12 protein-coding genes are annotated in these 13,664 nt (G+C 55.3%); 1 reads left to right on the plus strand and 11 read right to left on the minus strand.

Annotation, left to right across the window (positions count from 1 at the left end):
* Positions 1-4 precede the first annotated feature (4 nt).
* The 8 genes from dagF to ACL2XQ_RS23270 form a co-directional block, all read right to left on the minus strand.
* On the minus strand, positions 5-745 hold the full coding sequence (gene dagF / locus ACL2XQ_RS23235; protein WP_413727617.1) for a 2-dehydro-3-deoxy-phosphogluconate aldolase: 741 nt from the start codon (positions 743-745) through the stop codon (positions 5-7).
* Complete coding sequence (locus tag ACL2XQ_RS23240; protein ID WP_413739756.1) at positions 742-1,860, minus strand: DgaE family pyridoxal phosphate-dependent ammonia lyase; 1,119 nt, start codon at positions 1,858-1,860, stop codon at positions 742-744. The genes dagF and ACL2XQ_RS23240 overlap by 4 nt, the downstream gene beginning before the upstream one ends.
* Positions 1,844-2,986, minus strand: a complete 1,143-nt coding sequence (locus tag ACL2XQ_RS23245) for an amidohydrolase/deacetylase family metallohydrolase (protein ID WP_413721529.1) — start codon at positions 2,984-2,986, stop codon at positions 1,844-1,846. The genes ACL2XQ_RS23240 and ACL2XQ_RS23245 overlap by 17 nt, the downstream gene beginning before the upstream one ends.
* An 86-nt stretch (positions 2,987-3,072) precedes the next feature.
* Positions 3,073-3,720, minus strand: a complete 648-nt coding sequence (locus ACL2XQ_RS23250) for a DUF4310 family protein (RefSeq protein ID WP_410013347.1) — start codon at positions 3,718-3,720, stop codon at positions 3,073-3,075.
* A gap of 20 nt (positions 3,721-3,740) precedes the next feature.
* Positions 3,741-4,517 (minus strand): DUF4311 domain-containing protein, encoded by a 777-nt coding sequence (locus tag ACL2XQ_RS23255; protein ID WP_410013346.1) that lies wholly within the window; start codon positions 4,515-4,517, stop codon positions 3,741-3,743.
* Between the two features lie 31 nt (positions 4,518-4,548).
* Positions 4,549-4,845, minus strand: coding sequence for a DUF4312 family protein (locus tag ACL2XQ_RS23260; RefSeq protein WP_410013345.1), 297 nt, complete (start codon positions 4,843-4,845; stop codon positions 4,549-4,551).
* Positions 4,845-5,210, minus strand: a complete 366-nt coding sequence (locus tag ACL2XQ_RS23265; RefSeq protein WP_410013344.1) for a glycine-rich SFCGS family protein — start codon at positions 5,208-5,210, stop codon at positions 4,845-4,847. Before ACL2XQ_RS23265 ends, ACL2XQ_RS23260 begins: the two co-directional genes overlap by 1 nt.
* Positions 5,211-5,229: 19 nt before the next feature.
* Complete coding sequence (locus tag ACL2XQ_RS23270) at positions 5,230-5,574, minus strand: glycine dehydrogenase (RefSeq protein WP_410013343.1); 345 nt, start codon at positions 5,572-5,574, stop codon at positions 5,230-5,232.
* 1,703 nt (positions 5,575-7,277) lie between these two features.
* On the opposite strand from ACL2XQ_RS23270, the gene ACL2XQ_RS23275 reads away from it, so the two are divergent.
* Positions 7,278-10,343 (plus strand): dermonecrotic toxin domain-containing protein, encoded by a 3,066-nt coding sequence (locus ACL2XQ_RS23275; protein ID WP_413739757.1) that lies wholly within the window; start codon positions 7,278-7,280, stop codon positions 10,341-10,343.
* Between the two features lie 48 nt (positions 10,344-10,391).
* Here the strand turns inward: ACL2XQ_RS23275 and cybC are convergent, their stop codons facing one another.
* From cybC to ACL2XQ_RS23290, 3 genes are all read right to left on the minus strand, one after another.
* Positions 10,392-10,760 carry a cytochrome b562 gene (gene cybC / locus ACL2XQ_RS23280; RefSeq protein WP_410013341.1) on the minus strand — a complete coding sequence of 123 codons (369 nt, stop codon included), beginning with the start codon at positions 10,758-10,760 and terminating at the stop codon, positions 10,392-10,394.
* A gap of 36 nt (positions 10,761-10,796) precedes the next feature.
* Positions 10,797-12,137 carry a metalloprotease PmbA gene (gene pmbA / locus ACL2XQ_RS23285; protein WP_410013340.1) on the minus strand — a complete coding sequence of 447 codons (1,341 nt, stop codon included), beginning with the start codon at positions 12,135-12,137 and terminating at the stop codon, positions 10,797-10,799.
* Between the two features lie 202 nt (positions 12,138-12,339).
* Positions 12,340-13,494 carry a Gfo/Idh/MocA family protein gene (locus tag ACL2XQ_RS23290; RefSeq protein WP_413721533.1) on the minus strand — a complete coding sequence of 385 codons (1,155 nt, stop codon included), beginning with the start codon at positions 13,492-13,494 and terminating at the stop codon, positions 12,340-12,342.
* Positions 13,495-13,664: the final 170 nt, after the last annotated feature.

A 13,664-nucleotide genomic window follows, 5' to 3' on the forward strand; every position in this document is an offset into this window, starting at 1 on the left:
TGGCTTATGCAACCTGCTTTTTTACCAGCGCCAGCAATGTCGCCACGTCCTGGGGGCGGGTATTGCCGGTCTCTTTGTCGATAATCGAGCTGTAGATATGCGGAATGATGCGTTTGACCCCGGCGTCCAGCGCGATCTGCAGGATCGGGGCGAAGTTGTCCAGATCGATGCCGCCGGTCGGTTCCAGATAAAAATCATGACGCGCGCAGGCCAGCGCAACCGCCCGGTATTCATCCAGGTGATCCAGCCCGCCCATGGGGAAAAACTTAATGGAGCTGCCGCCCATGTCCTTTAGCAGGGCGATGGCCGTTTCAATGGGCACGATGCCGTCGGGCGACCTGGCGCTGAGCGGACCGGTGGAGATTTTCACCAGCCCCGGCCGGCCGGTGGGCGACACCAGGCCATTGACCAGGGTATCGGTCTGGCCGAGCAGCGCGCGGCTGGCGCCGACGCCGGTAAACACCTGGTTGACGTGCTGCGGCTGCAGGACGCCGGCAATGGCGGCGACCATCGCCGACTGGTTCGGATCGCCCGCTCCCAGGCCAACCGACAGCGCGTTGTCAATCAGGGCGGCGTAGGCGCGCATATCCTCGACGGCCGACGGCACGTCGGGATAGTTTTTCGAGAGGACGCCAACCAGCACATGGCCTTCCGCCGCCTCGTAGATGGCGCGCGCGTTTTCTTTGGAGCCGGCCAGAACGTTCAGGCAAACCCGGTCGCGGTAATAATTGGGGGTTAATTTCATGAACGGGATCCTTTTCCTATTTCACTGATGCGTGAACTAATGATATCAAGCTGGGCCGGGGTCACGCTGCGCACATCCACCTCGATAATGCCCGCGTTAGCCTTATACCCGCGAAAATAAATCGCCGGATTGCCCATTTTCAACGCCGAGACGATATCCGCCGTGGCGATGCCCAATACCGTCTCGTCAAAATGGATTTCGGCGCGGGCGATGTCGCGCCCCGCCCCATCCCACACCACCCGCGCGCTGATGCCGGCCAGGGTATTCAGCCGATCGATAAACGGCGTCATTTTGGCCACCATCTCGCCGCCCGACTCTTTTTCACGCGCCAGATAGCTTTCGATGGCCTGGGTCAGGCCCAGTATGCCTTCCTTGCCGATTTTCATTGCCCGGCCGATGCCGCCGCCCTGCCGCTTGACCCACTCCACCGCCTGCGTTTTGCCGATAACCAGCCCGCTGGTCGGTCCCTCGAGCGCTTTGGCGCCGCTGTAGATCACCAGGTCGGCGCCCTGGCGGTAATATACCGCCAGATCTTCCTCGGCGGCGGCGTCGACAATCAGCGGCAGATGGCGGCTATGGGCGATTTCCGCGGCCTGCGCCACGGACAATATGCTCTTTTGCACACAATGGTGCGATTTAATATACAACACCGCCGCCGTTTGCGGACCGATGGCCGCCGCCAGTTGCTCCGGGGAGCACTCGTTGGCATAACCGGCCTCCACCACCTTACCGCCGCCCAGCGCCACCATGGTGCCCACCGGCGCGCCAAAATTCACGTTATGCCCCTTGGGCAGCACTATTTCATGAGGCACGGCCAGCGGTGCGGCATGGAGGTTCACCAGCAGGTTCAGGTCGTCCTTAACGATAAACGCCGCCACCGACTGGGCGATGCCCGCCGAGGCGCAGGAGACGATAACCGCGCTCTCAACGCCCAGCAAACCGGCCAGGTAGGCGCCGGTCTTATCCACCAGATCCTTCATTTCAAAATAATGGTTCAGGCCCAGATTGACCGCGTCGACCACATCCTGCCGGGGTGTGGACACGCCCAGCAGGGTCATGCGGCCCGAGGCGTTGATCACTTCTTTCAGCTGATATTTTTCATAAATCGAAGACATGGGAGGTTTTTCCTTCGTCCGTTAACAAACAAACGCCCGCCACCACCGCCGCCAGCGGGATCAACTGCTGCTCCCCGGCGACGGAGTGTCCCTCGGCGTCGGTGAACACGCAGGGGGCGGTGCGAACGTCAAACAGGGTTATATCCGCATCGCAGCCGGGTACAAGCCGTCCTTTTTTGGTCAGGCGCAGCGCATCGGCCGCATGCAGGGTTACACAGTCAATCACCTGGGCGAGCGTCATGCCGAGGGTGAAAAATTTAGCCATCACCGCCGCCAGGCTATGTACAGGCCCGTCAATACGGTTGCGGCAGTAGATATCGGAGCTGATGGTATAGGGATAGATACCCTGGGCTATCGCCAGGCGGGCCACCTCGAAGCTGAAGCTGGCGGTGCCATGGCCGACATCCAGGCGCACGCCGCGTTGCAGCGCCTTGCGCACCGAGGCGCGCAGTTCGCCCGCGGGCGTCAGGATGCGGTTGGGCTTGCCGTTATAACAATGGGTGACAATATCCCCGGCGCCGAGCAGATCGACGATGCGCCCGAGATCCGGCGGATTATTGCCGATATGCACCATTAACGGCAGATTGCCGTTTTCCCGCTGGATTTCCTTGGCGCGCTGCAGGGGCTTGACGCCGTTGGCGCCCACCACGCTGCTGCTGATCCTGGCCTTGATACCGATAATAAAACCGCGATGACGGGCAATCGCCTCACCGGCCAGCGCTTTGTCGATGCGCGTCATATCCGCCAGTTCATCCTGGGTGACGATGCCGGTGCGCGCGATATTCAGCAGGGCATACACCCGGGTTTTGGCCGCCCGGGTCAATTGATAAAAATCGTCCACCGCGTCGGCACCGGTGCTGCCGGCGTCGACCACCGTGGTCACGCCGCAGGCGATACCCACCTTATCCGGCTCGTCATGGTATATCGGCGAGGCGGGATAGCAATGGACATGGGAATCAATCCAGCCGGCGCTGGCATAATAGCGCCCGCCCAGGTTAATCTCGCGCCGGGCGGAAGTCGGCACGGCGCCCACGGCGGCGATGCGCCCGTCCAGCACGGCGATATCGGCAAGGGTGCCGTCCGGCTGCCTGGCCTGCCGGATAATCAGATCATATAAGGGTGCCAAGGGTCCTCCTTATGTTATCCGCCCGCCGCCCCGTGGCGCGGCCGGATAATCAACACAGTGATGGCGTCCCGGCGGCGGGCGTTAGGTTACGCAATAGCTACCGGGAAAAACGCGCCCAGCAGCATCGCGCCGAGGATGGCGCCGCCGGTAATGGGTTTATTCCACAGATAAAACAGCAATGCCCCGGCCAGGGATCCCAGGCCGATGGGGATCGACGCGGTAATGGCCGACAGGATAATCAGCGGCCCGAGAAAACGGCCCGATGCGTTGCCCGCGCCCATCATGACATCCGCCCCGTAGGTGGCGTTGCTTTGGTTAATGGTGAATCTGCGCGCCAGGATAATCAGGCCGCCGATGGCCAGGCCCAGCACCATGCCGGTCGCCAGCGAGGCAAGGAAATTCTCCAGGGGAAATTTGATGCCCGCGCCCAGCAGCAGCGCCGGCACGCCCAGGCCGACCCCGGTCTGCAGCGCGCCGCCGATATCCAGGATCCCCACCAGGGATCCTTCGATAATGCGCGCAAACAGGAAACTGGCGCCGAAAGCGGCCACCGCGCCGTAAACGCCGGTATCGATACCGGTGCGCAGCATGGCGACAAAGGCGACTTCGTTAAAGGCGCCGATGCCGTACAGATAGTACATATGGGTCCCGGCAAAAATCCCGGCTGAAAGCAGTCCGACAAAAATCGGGAACGACCAGTCGGCATACCAAAAACCGCGTTTTGTTTCTTCCATTTTCTTAACCCCTGTAAAATTTATTTACCGCTTAAGGCGTTATGGATGCCGTTCAGCCAACCGGGCACGCCCAGGCTAAAGGACTGCAGCATTTTCATATCAAAACCACGGAAGAAACCGCTGAGGACAAACAGGGCGATAATCGCCGCCATCATGATGCCGGTGATTTTATTCCAGCCGCCCTCTTCCACGCCCTTGCCGATCAGGATGCCCAGCACCAGGCCCGGCACGGCGTTGCCCATGATAAGCTGCGCCAGGCCGCCGAAAATGGTGGCCCAGAAACCGGAGCGTTTGCCGGCGTCGATTGCCGCCAGCCAGAAGATCACCGGCATGACGGTATTCACCAGGATATTGGCGGCAGGCACCAGGACCTTCACGGCGGTCACCTGGAGCGCGGCGGGCACGGCGGAAGCGGTGGAGTTAAGAAACGCCACCACCAGCATGCCGATGATGCCGCAGGCAAACGCCATGCGTTTTGGATCGTGCATGGTTTCACTGAGCTGGCGGTTTTTAATCATCAGCGCCGCAGCCCCCCAGTGGGGAATGATGCGATGGTCGACATCCTGGGTAAACGAACCGGCGGCCACCGACGATGCCCAGGCGTTAAAGAAGAAACCCAGGCCGAAGGAAAAATGCGACGCGGGATCGCCCTCGCAGGAATTGAGTTCACCCAGGGTACGAAAGGCCCCCATGCCCTGAACGGTCGGCGCATGGAACATGCGCGCCGCCCCGGCCCCCACTCCGACGCCGACCAGCCCGCCGATAATAAGTGACTTTATTAAAATGATAAGAAACATCGGATTATCCTTTGATGATTTATCCGCATCGTTAACTGCGGGTAAAAGGGACTTTTTCGGTATCGATCATGATGATGCCGACCGTAATATCCAATATGACGCTGTAGCTTTTCTTTTCACGCGGCAAAAAGAAAAAAAGGAATTTTTCAGTAATACGCTTCTCTTCCGCCTGGATAATTTTGACTTCCTGCGGTTCAATGCGCAGCAAAACACAGCCGGTGGATTTCATCACCGCTGGCTGCACCTGACTTAACGCGGCGGCAAAAGCGGCCGCTTTGGTTTCACCTTTTCCCGCCACCTGTACGGTTAAAACAGACTGCTCTTTCATCAGGCATTGCCATATTTTTTAAGCCAGGTTTCTACTAATTTTTGCCCCAATTCTTCTTTATCCATAAAACCAAAACCCAATACTTTATTGCCTTCCTGGATAGCCGTTACGCCTTCTTCAATCGAGCGCATGCCGTGTTTGGCTTTATAACCGTATTTATTCTGCGCGGTGATGGCGCCGGCGCCGCCGCTGCCGCAAAAGGAAATGCCGAAGTCGGCCTGCTCGCTGTTCATCACATCGCCCAGCTTCATATCCGCCGCCATGCCGGGCACGACTATTGCCTTGCCGCCCGCCGCTTCGATGCCCTTGGCCACTTTCTGCCCCTTACCCAGCCGATCGCCTATCACTACCGTTACCTGTGCCATTTGGTTCTCCCACACGTTATTAAGCGTTATTGTCTTTGGCCACTTCAAAATGAACCGATAATAAATACGCTTCTTCAATCGGTAAATTATCCAGCAAATTCACCACCGCCTCCGCCATCGCCATCGAATCCGCGGAAATTTCGTCAAATAACTCTTTATCCACTTCCGGTAACGGCTCGCCGGTTAAAGAACGCATCACCATGGCGCGCACATGGGAGTGCAGCATTTGATCCTGCACGTGATTGATCCGGATATTGCGCTCCGTCAGCATCTGCATGATTTCCAGCAGAACCTTTTCGGTCAATGCGGCGGCTAATGCATCACGTTCCGTTTCTCCGCCCGCTGATACGGCTTTATCGACCACTCTGTGCTCCTACGGCATCCATAATAAAAATATTCAGCGCGGTAAAGCAGTCTTGCTTTTGCCGCCTTTAATGATGATTTACCCTAGCCGGTGCGGCGGCAGGTTTGTAGCCGTTATATTTCCACTTTGAAGTGGAAATAAATCACGGCCAAGCGATCTCATTCGCATAATGGCTACAAACCGCATCATTTCACTGTATATATGGGATATCAGAGTCCAATTGCCCGGCGACGGGCATGGAAGGACGGATATTACGTCGTTATAGACCTATAAGAATAACCTATCGTGAATTTGGCCCTGGCGATAACGCCCGGCAACCCCAGACCATATACCGCGCAGGCTGGCGCCCACCGTCTGTCTTTATGCGCTGGAAAAAGCCTTAATCCGGCGGCCGTCGGGATAAGGATAAACAATGACGATGGACCATGCGCACCCTGCCACCTGATGTGCCGGCCCCGGCCTCAGTCAGTTCACCGGCTGGGAAGCGTAAACCCGGTACGGTTAAACCTTATCAGCCGCAAAGACTAATTAACCCGCCATTATGGCGATAGTGGCCGCCTACCTGTTTATCATGGCGGCATCCACCCCCAGGTCATGTTTCATCCCTCATATGGCTCAGCTGAAAGAGATGGTTTAGCGCCGAGCAACAGATTATATATAGAGAGAAATTAATGTACATTAACCATGAAGTTATTAAACATAACCATATTGATACAAATAATTCGGAAGATGTTTTTTATGATTGCGAGCCTTACACCTTATGGCCCGGCCATAATGATGATGAACATGCCGCCGTTGATGACATAATCAATCAACCCCAAACAGCCTTAGCGGAAGATTTAAAAATAGCGTTGACGAACCTGCTTAAAATAGCGGTTTCTCATGAGGCCAGTCGGTTCAGCATGAATATGGGATTGGATATTCCACAGGCGGTATTCAATACCGCCTGGTGCCTCTATAATGCCATAACAGCCAGACAAAGTATCAGTACAGTCCTGGAAGCCGGGCTGCCGTTGTGCATAAATGCTATTTTATCCCAGTCACAATTTTTAGTTTCTGTATCCGTTTATGTAAGGGATTATATTGAAGAACAGCTCGGGCCCTCGCTGACCGGCGCATTAGATATCGGTGCGGATAATATCCTCACTCATAACAGCTATCTTTTTTTTGGCGCCCTGGCGCTGGCCAGTAAGTACTATTGCGATGGGGGGAATGAACGACAGCCGCAGCGGCGTTGTCTGAACCTGCCGGTAGCCATCGCGCGCCTGTTTAATAAGGCTTGCCAGTACTGGCAGGGATTATGCGTGGCGTCCGGGGTTCATCAACGGCAACCGACGGATGAAGGTGGCAGGATGTTATTAAACCCAACGGAAAAAACACAACAGGCGTTGGGGCGCAACCTGGCCCGGCAATGGGCCAGGCAAAGCCATTACAACCAGCTGCGCGCGGAGCGGGCGGCCGAGCAGTTTTATGGCATCAGCGCCAAGACCGGTAGCGCGGCGTCGCGGGCGCGTGTCGAGATCAACGCGCAGCCAAGGCCGCGCATTCCCCCCGTTCGGTGCCCACGATTAAGCCTGGCGCGGGATACCGGCGAGGTAACGGACTGTTTGCCGGGGACGCGCGCACCTCATCTGCCCACGATAACACCGTCGTTCAGCCGCGGGCTGGCCGGATTTTCACTGCCCCGCCTCTCTCTGCTGCCGATGACGGCGGCGGCCCCCATACCGGACGCGACGCCCGCAAAGCAGATTATTACCGCCCTGGCGCCGGAGCGCGATACCCCCGCGCACAAAAGCGATATCCTGATTAACCGCCATCTGCAGCAGGCATTTCCCACCATCACCCGCATAGTCACGGCTTGGTTAAATCAAGAGATCAAAACCAGGTATCTACTCGATATTAAGACGGAAGAATGTTGGGTTCTGTATTTTGACCGTCCTTATCCCGACCGGGAGCCCACTTACGGCCGCAGCCAAATTGCGGTAATCACACAATCGATGCCGTTAACCGAATATGTTATCAACAATTTCTTTAGTAAAGAATGCCAAGATTTGAATTCCGTCGATAAATATCAGGGGATATATTTTACGGAACGGCCGGAACCGATGCTTCGCCATCATTCACAGGCGGCGATCAAACCTTCACAAATTATCGAGCTGTTGAATAATATGGATATTGCTTCCCGGTATTTAACGGCACTGGACGTCTATTGGCGTGAGAATAAACCTTACCATGTCATCGCCAATATCATTAATATATTGACCCATCTTAGCATCGAGCAGACATCATTGGCTGATAGCGTTGTAGCTATCATCCTGCATGCGCTGGGTTTGGAGAAAAATGATCAACTGCGGGTGAGGGTGAAGCTATTTGATATAAACGGTTATCCGGCCACGGATATGGTGGTGTTCAGCATGACCGGTGAAAATATGCTCATTCTTTACCAACCGCGCGGCGTCAGGCATTTTTGGGTGTTCAATGGCATCAACGATTTGAGAAACTGGGTAATAGAACAATGCCGGAACGAAACGCAGCGCATTGACATCGCCAGCCATTTCACGTTGCAGGATAGAGTGGATGGCATGTCGCTATTCGGTTTTTACTCTTGGGGCGTCGACCGTTGGCTGGCCCATGCCGGCGCATACCCTGACCGTATCATGACGCTGAATGAATCGCTGAGCGAACCTTGCCATCTGGCGCTGGGCAACCGGCAGCAGGCGCGCTCCTTAAGCGACGCCGCAAAACTTGGCTACGCGAGCCACCAGGGCCTGTGGACCCTGGCCGCAACGGCGCTGGATATTAGCGCAAACCTGTTTGCCATGCCCCTGGTCCCCTTCGTCCCCCTGGCAGCGCAGACCAATAAAACGGGCGGCGTCGCAAAAAACTTCCTGCGCATGGCCCAGTATGCCGGCGATCAGGGCGATACCGTGAAACGAGCGTTATCCATACTCACGTCGGTCCTGAGCGAAATAATGCCATACGATGAAAAAGGCGCAATTCAGCCGGCATTAAGCCTGAACTTTACACTGGCTGAATATTTTCATATCGTCCATACGGATATCGCCCTGTGGAAAACCATGCCTGAGGCCACCTCCGGCGAGAAACGCCTGGTGAAAAGGCTGAGCGTTTACCCGCTAGGGTACCGGCGGGTATTGCAGACCCACCAGCATGGAACCACGGATAACCATTTCACCTTAAGCCTGATGACCAAGGACGGTCTGCGCAGGGACGACATTATCGCCATCCGAATGTATAAAGCGGCGTTACCAATACGCTTTAATAATAGGTTACAATTATTCGAAGTTTACGATATTGATCATATCAGCAAGGCGGGTTATCCGGTCTATATGTTCGTCACCAATAATATAACGCATTGGCAATTCGGCCGCGTGACGGACACCCGTAGTAACGTGGTGGGGGAAAGTGAAGTCATTATGGCTGATTACGCTTTTGTCTCGGTGCGTTTGTTTGACTTGATTATGGAAAATATTGATAGCCTCTGCGCAAAGGTGAAATCACTGACCCCCATTAATAGCCAAGGTCTGGCACAGGACGCGCTTGGGCACAGCTATTTAAAAGTGGGCATACATTATATAAAAATTGAAATAGACGCCGAAAGAAATCATTATTTTTTAGGCGATCGTGACGCATGTTATCTATTGATTATCTATGATGGCAAATTAAAAAAATTCACCCTTTACTTAACGCCCGAGCAGAAGTTGTCGGCGCTCTACAACCAGCTGGCGGCGCATGAAAATGACCAATTCAAAAGCACCAATATATCTTTAAGTTACCGTAGCGGCTACCGGGGTGCTAACGAACAAGAATACTTTAGCGCCATGGTGGCTGACAACATCATCCTTGATGCCGGCGTTAAGGAGATTATTTGTTATGGTCTGTTACCACATGAAATAGTGACACACCCTGAAGCAACAGTTTTGGCTTCCCGGCTAAAAAATGTCATGAGCGCATGCCGTCATATCATCATGGACATGATGAACACTTCGGAGTGCGTACGGCAAGCGTTTTTGATGGATACTATATATACGTTGATAAGAGTCAAAAATCCCGATAAGGATATATTCCGCTCAAAAAACATAATACGATTTAACGAATTATTGGAAAAAATGCTCGATATTATTGAGCAGCATATTGCCGATAAATTCAGTCGGATCTGGTTAGCGCGCTTTCATCAATCCGAGACCATAGTCATGACCGTCCATGGCGATCCGCTTAAACGATTATGGGTCAGCGCGGGAGATGGAGATAATGAGAGCGCGAGTCCATCGCAATGGTATCGCGCCCGCTTTTGCCGTTACGGTTGCAGCGAGCTGCCCCCAGCGCAGAATATCGCCATTCTCGACCGGGTAAACCTTATTAACGGCACCCACGCCGGGAGAAATTATGCGGCCCAGTATCAACATGAAAATTTTAAGTCCATTATCAACCGCTTATGGGCAGGCGAGATGACGGAGGGCGAGGTCAATTTCCTGATCAGTCTGCCGGAGGTCACCGCGGTCAAAAATTATTTGCTCATGACCGATAGAGAACTTGCCCGAAAGCTGTTTCGCAAGAAGGCCACGGTCCGGATGGCCATGATTTTCCGCAATGCCGACCTCTTCTGCGAACTGCTGGCGCATCTGCATCGGGGCATGAACAATGGTCATCCGCAGATTCGCCATCATCAGGATCCGTGGCTGATGTCCCTGCTTTTCGCCGTGGCATTTCATGCGACCGGTCCAGCAACATCCGCGCCGGCGCGGGTATAAAAAAACCGGCCTGCCGGGACCGGTTTATTGCCTGGCGCAGCCTTCATCCTAGCGGAATTTTGCGTGGTTTTCGTTGCGGGTTTGCTGAAATTGCTTTGCCATTGCCTGGGCCTGTTTAAGATCGCCTTTATCAGCCAACGCCTGGGCCTGCTCGATTTGACCGATCAGAGTGCTCATACCCTGGCGGAAATCCTTCATCTGCGGGCTATCCGCCGGTTGCCCCTTGAGCTTGGGCGGCGTGCCGTTACGGGCATCCAGCGCCGCTTCATGCATATTGGCCAGTGCCGGTTTAAGCGTATCGAGATTATCGCTTTTGACCACTTTACTATAGTTGGCGTTAAGGATATCCATATCCTCGCCCAGATCGCGCGCCTGCGTCGCCAGGGGAGCGGCGATAAACAGGGCTGCCGACAACATTGCTATTGCTTTGAATCTCATTATTATAAATTCCCGTTAAATACCTGCGATTTTCATCTGCGGTAATAACACCGATCCGCATTGGATATTGCTGCGGGTTTCGATATCGTCGCCGACCGAAACAATATTACGCCACATATCCTTCAGGTTGCCGGCAATAGTGATCTCGCTGACCGGATACTGAATTTCACCGTGTTCCACCCAGAAACCCGCAGCCCCGCGTGAATAATCCCCGGTGATGGCACTCACACCTTGCCCCATCAGTTCGGTGACTACCAGTCCCCTGTCCATTTTTTTGATCAATGCCGCAAAATCAAGGCCCTGGCCCGCGATGCGCCAGTTATGAATGCCGCCTGCATGGCCGGTGCTTTTCAGCCCCAGCTTACGCGCCGAGTAGCTGCTTAACAGCCAGGTCTGGAGTACGCCGTCTTTGATGATGGCCCGATCCTGGGTACGCACGCCTTCGCTGTCAAAGGGTGACGATGCCAAGCCCTTAAGCAAGTGCGGATGCTCTTCTATGGACAGCCAGTCCGGCAAAATCGCCTTGCCCAGGTAATCAAGCAGGAATGTGGATTTGCGATACACGCTGCCGCCGCTGATAGCGCCGACCAGATGGCCGAACAAACCGGTTGCCGCTTCGGCGGCGAACAGCACCGGCGCCTGCTGGGTGGCAATCTTGCGCGGGTTCAGGTGCGCCAGCGTGCGCCTTGCGCACTCCTCGCCAACCCATTCCGGCGTGCGCAGGTCGTCAAATGCCCTGCCGATGGTGTAGGCGTAGTTACGTTCCATATTACCGCCGCTTTCGGCGATAACGCTGCTGGAGAGGGAATGGCGGCTGCTGTTGTAGCTTGCCAGCATGCCATGGCTGTTGCCGTAGACCTTGGTACTGTAATGGCTGTTGAAACTACCGCCTTCGGTATTGGTGATGCGCTTATCGGCGTTGAGCGCCGCCTGTTCGGCACGGGCGGCCAGATCGGCTCCGCGCTCCGCGTCCAGCTCCGCCGGATGGAACAGGTCCAGTTCCGGCGCGTCGAAAGCCAGCAGTTCTTTATCCGCCAGGCCGGCGAACGGGTCGGGTGAGGTATAACGGGCGATATCCAGCGCGGCGCCCACGGTACGGGCAATCGCGTCCGGACTGAGATCGGTCGACGAGGCGCTGCCTTTGCGCTGTTGGTAAAAAACGGTGATGCCCAACGCGCCGTCGCTGTTGAATTCAACGTTTTCCACTTCGCCATAACGGGTGCTGACGCCGATACCGGTGGTTTTGGTCACCGCTACTTCCGCCGCGTCGGAGCCGGCGCCGGCCAGTTCCAATGCCTGGGCTACCGCGTTTTCCAATAACTTACGCTGTTCTGCAACTTGAGTGACTAATTTCATTGGGCCGCCATAATTGTGAGGGTTATACGCCGCAGGATGATGTATCAATTCTATCAGTCCACAGGCTGTTTCGCACGGTATCAGGGTGGGATGGTGAAAAGGCTGGGCGGCAGGCGACAAAAATCAATGAACGACACAGGCGCGCCGCCGTCCCCCGCGCTGGGAATATAACGGCTGCGCGCCAGGGATAGCGCCGGCGGGGTCAGGCACCGCGTCCAAGCTTGCGGTCAAAGCGCCGCCAGCATTCCGTCAGGTCGATAAGGCATTTCTTTTTACGCGCTTCGTCTATTTTAATCGCGGTCAGGCCGGCCTCCATGGCATCGATAATAGAGACCTTTAACGGTTCGCCGTGCAGCAAATGGTCGACCACGCCCTGCGCCATTTGCGTATCCGCGCCGTAATGACCGGCGTCGCCGTAGCCTTCATAGGTTTTATCCTCCAGCTTGTCGCCGCTGCGGGCATCATGGACGCGAAAATAGTTGCGGACAAAATCCCCTTCCGCCATGCCGTCGCTGCCGATAACGCAAAAACGGCGAAAATAATCCGGCACATTCAGATTGGCATGGAAAGAAAGCGTTGCTCCGGTGGCGTATTCAACGATAGCGGTCTGGTAGTCGATAATATCCGCATCGCTGGTAAACACGTTATCGGTGCTATGCCAGCCGCTGGGCTTGCGGTGATACACGTCAGACGCAGCGGTCACCGGCCCGTGCGGTTCATGCGCCGCGGTAAAGGATTTGCGCCCGCCAAAGCTCGCCACGCTGGTGGCGCGCGCGCCGACCAGCCCCTGGTACAGGTCCAGGTCGTGGCAGCATTTTTCCAGCATATACGCCCCGGCGAAGCGTTCGAAGCGCCGCCAGTCGCGCATGAAAAAAGCGCCATGCCAGGGCGGAATATGCTCACAGGCCTCGATGGAGGTGATTTCGCCCAATTGGTTTTGCGCCTGGGCGTGGAGTAAATCCACATACAGCGGCGAATAACGCAGCACCAGGCCCACAATGATGCGATCGCTGCCGTACTGCCGCACCAGCTCCGCCAGCGCCATGGTCTGCTCTTCGTTTATCACCACCGGTTTTTCGGTAAAGACGATAAGCCCGGCTTCCAGCCCGGCGCGGATATGCTCCAGATGCAGGTAATTCGGCGAACCCACCATCAGTAGGTCAAAGCCGCCCGCGGCCAGCAGTTCGCCAAGCGTGCCGAATCCCCGTCCGGCATCGATGCCGAATTGCGTGAGCGTCTCCAGCCCGGCCGGCGCCGGGTCGGCGTATCCGGTTATGGTAAAATCCGCATCGGCTTGTTTAAATTCCCTGGCCACGTTCGCCATGCGAAAACCCAGTCCGACAATGCCTGCTTTCATGTTGGTTGCCCCTGCCGCCCATGATGAACCCACGTTTCTGAACCTTGAACTTATTACGATTACAAAAGTAATGTCAATTATTAACCAATACGTAAAAATGATGACCCTGGATATTGCATTGAAATTTAATAATTTATTAAAATAAAAGAATGTGATATTTTTTTCATTAT

Origin of the sequence: Sodalis sp. RH14, assembly GCF_047324285.1 — a bacterium.
Classification (GTDB): domain Bacteria; phylum Pseudomonadota; class Gammaproteobacteria; order Enterobacterales; family Enterobacteriaceae; genus Acerihabitans.

What these genes read in the sequence shown, in the direction of transcription:
- dagF (WP_413727617.1), bottom strand. Translation starts at nt 745, where the DNA reads ATGAAATTAACCCCCAATTATTACCGCGACCGGGTTTGCCTGAACGTT.
- ACL2XQ_RS23240 (WP_413739756.1), bottom strand. Translation starts at nt 1,860, where the DNA reads ATGTCTTCGATTTATGAAAAATATCAGCTGAAAGAAGTGATCAACGCC.
- ACL2XQ_RS23250 (WP_410013347.1), bottom strand. Translation starts at nt 3,720, where the DNA reads ATGGAAGAAACAAAACGCGGTTTTTGGTATGCCGACTGGTCGTTCCCG.
- ACL2XQ_RS23255 (WP_410013346.1), bottom strand. Translation starts at nt 4,517, where the DNA reads ATGTTTCTTATCATTTTAATAAAGTCACTTATTATCGGCGGGCTGGTC.
- ACL2XQ_RS23260 (WP_410013345.1), bottom strand. Translation starts at nt 4,845, where the DNA reads ATGAAAGAGCAGTCTGTTTTAACCGTACAGGTGGCGGGAAAAGGTGAA.
- ACL2XQ_RS23265 (WP_410013344.1), bottom strand. Translation starts at nt 5,210, where the DNA reads ATGGCACAGGTAACGGTAGTGATAGGCGATCGGCTGGGTAAGGGGCAG.
- ACL2XQ_RS23275 (WP_413739757.1), top strand. Translation starts at nt 7,278, where the DNA reads ATGACGGCGGCGGCCCCCATACCGGACGCGACGCCCGCAAAGCAGATT.
- cybC (WP_410013341.1), bottom strand. Translation starts at nt 10,760, where the DNA reads ATGTTGTCGGCAGCCCTGTTTATCGCCGCTCCCCTGGCGACGCAGGCG.
- pmbA (WP_410013340.1), bottom strand. Translation starts at nt 12,137, where the DNA reads ATGAAATTAGTCACTCAAGTTGCAGAACAGCGTAAGTTATTGGAAAAC.
- ACL2XQ_RS23290 (WP_413721533.1), bottom strand. Translation starts at nt 13,494, where the DNA reads ATGAAAGCAGGCATTGTCGGACTGGGTTTTCGCATGGCGAACGTGGCC.